The sequence below is a fragment of the Enterococcus devriesei genome (assembly GCF_001885905.1).
GTDB lineage: Bacteria > Bacillota > Bacilli > Lactobacillales > Enterococcaceae > Enterococcus_A > Enterococcus_A devriesei.
Genome location: NZ_JXKM01000033.1, coordinates 1 through 2241, shown reverse-complemented (window position 1 = coordinate 2241; position 2241 = coordinate 1). Strand labels below are relative to the sequence as shown.

2 protein-coding genes are annotated in these 2241 nt (G+C 30.4%); one reads left to right on the top strand and one right to left on the bottom strand.

What is annotated here, in order from left to right:
* Nucleotides 1-680 precede the first annotated feature (680 nt).
* On the bottom strand, nucleotides 681-1685 hold the full coding sequence (locus RV00_RS15810) for a protein rep (RefSeq protein ID WP_011645009.1): 1005 nt from the start codon (nucleotides 1683-1685) through the stop codon (nucleotides 681-683).
* Nucleotides 1686-1903: 218 nt separating this feature from the next.
* On the opposite strand from RV00_RS15810, the gene RV00_RS15805 reads away from it, so the two are divergent.
* Nucleotides 1904-2241, top strand: a 338-nt coding sequence (locus RV00_RS15805) for a nucleotidyltransferase domain-containing protein (protein ID WP_071863493.1), incomplete at its 3' end; no start/stop codon positions are given.

Sequence of the window (2241 nt, the reverse complement as noted above, 5' to 3'; positions counted from 1 at the left end):
ATTTTCTCGGCATAAATGCGTGTTCTTTTTTGTCTACTTAGTAGACCTGGTAAACCCAATTGTTATTGCTTTACAAGTCCAAAATTCATCGTTACAATCTAGTTAAATCCCGTAAGGGCGCACTTATACGTCGGATAAATCGACGTGTGCAAAACCATTATCGACCTTCGTCGATTTTTTATCTTAGTTTTAAGTAATCGGTGTTGTAGCACAGATATAAAAATTAATACTGCATTATTAGTAATCGGCGTTGTGGCGCAGATACAAAAATTAATACTGCACGAATTTGAATCGACGTTGTAGCGTAGATATAAAAATTAATACTACATCAAAATTTAACTAAGATTTAAGCTACTAGTTTTTTGCTAGTAGCTTTTTTATTTTTAAAATTTTAAATACCTTTATTTTGAATTTTAAGGGGGCATTTTAAAGATTTAGGGGTAATTCATATAGTTTTATGCCTAAAAACTTATATAAGCTCTTAAAACGCGAATATGAGCCAAATAAATATATGCTATTTCCAAAAGCAAAAATTTGAGCAAATCCAGTGTTGATTTTTTAAGACACTGGCCCATTTACATGCAAACTTAAAAGTTGGCATGTAAAGTGGTCAACCATGCCGGTTGAACGCTATAGTTCCCGCAGGGGCAAAAATACATAAAAAAACGCTAGCTTTTAAGCTAACGTTTCAAATTTTTTAAATAATAATTTTGTTTTTCAAAATTCCAAATTGCCGTAATCGAATGTGCTTTTTCTTCTTCGTCTGTTGTTTTATCTTCGTCACTTGTATTAATCAAATTGCCATCTTCGGCATCATCTAAATTTAAAATCTTATGTTTTTGTTTAAGTAATCCACCATAACTCAACATACGCTTTCGGTATAAACCTTTTTCTAAATCATTCACGATTTCTTGATTTCTTTCATCATCATCAGTTAAAAAATCAGATGACTTAACCGAATATTTAGAGGTTTCTTTAATAGCTGCTTGAATATCTTTATCGCCTTTTTGATTTGGTTTGATCGCTTTAATATTTGCTACCGGTCGATAATTTACTTGTAATGCTTTTTGCCATAAATTAACCCATTCTTCTTGAGTTATATAATTAGCTTTATTCTTAAAATAACTATTTTCAACACACAACAAAACATGCATATGTTGATTATAACTGCCATCATTTTTATTAACTGTAACTTCTGTTGAACGCATAAAACCAATTAAATTTTTACTAACTTTTTTATATTTAAATAATCTTCTAAAAGATTCAGTTAAATGCTTTAAACTTCGTTCTAAAGTATCCCCATCTATCGCATTTCGTGTCGATAGAGTAAGAAATAACCACCGAGCTTTAGGCTTTTCTTTTACTACTTCTTCAATCACTTTTTGAGCTTGATAACTATTTTTCATAGCACGCCTCCAATTACAAACTGGGCATAATTTTGACTTACAAAACCATGTCTTATGTAACTTCAAATAACCTTCATCAGTTGGCTTGAATTCTAAGACGTTACCACATTGTTTTACGTTAAAAGCCTTTTTAATTTTTAAAATCTCCAGTATATCTGCGTAACTTACATTATCAATTTTCTTTTCTCTCCATGGGCGTTGCTTCCCACTTTTCGTCATATCTTTTAATGTTTCGTTATCTTGATTTTCGTCAATATATTTAGTAGTATTATATTGCATATAAAAATCCCCCAGTTTTATTTAAGATTCGACACCTTAATAATATAACTGGGGTGTTTTCATGTCAAATTTTCTTTTCAACCACAAAAATACATAACAACACTGTCACATCAACGATAAATCATATTTTTAAAAAAGAACGTTATTTCTATATAGTATCAAGACAAGAAGAAACTCGTTTTCAACTCGTTTCAAATTCCCAAGTTAGGAGGGATAAAATGAAAAATAATAATGTAACAGAAAAAGAATTATTTTATATTTTAGATTTATTTGAACACATGAAAGTAACTTATTGGTTAGATGGTGGCTGGGGGGTAGATGTATTAACTGGAAAACAACAAAGAGAACACAGAGATATAGATATAGATTTTGACGCTCAACACACTCAAAAAGTTATACAAAAATTAGAAGATATAGGATACAAAATAGAAGTTGATTGGATGCCTTCACGTATGGAACTTAAGCATGAAGAATATGGGTATTTAGATATTCATCCTATAAATCTAAATGATGATGGATCAATTACCCAAGCAAACCCAGAAGGTGGTAATTATGT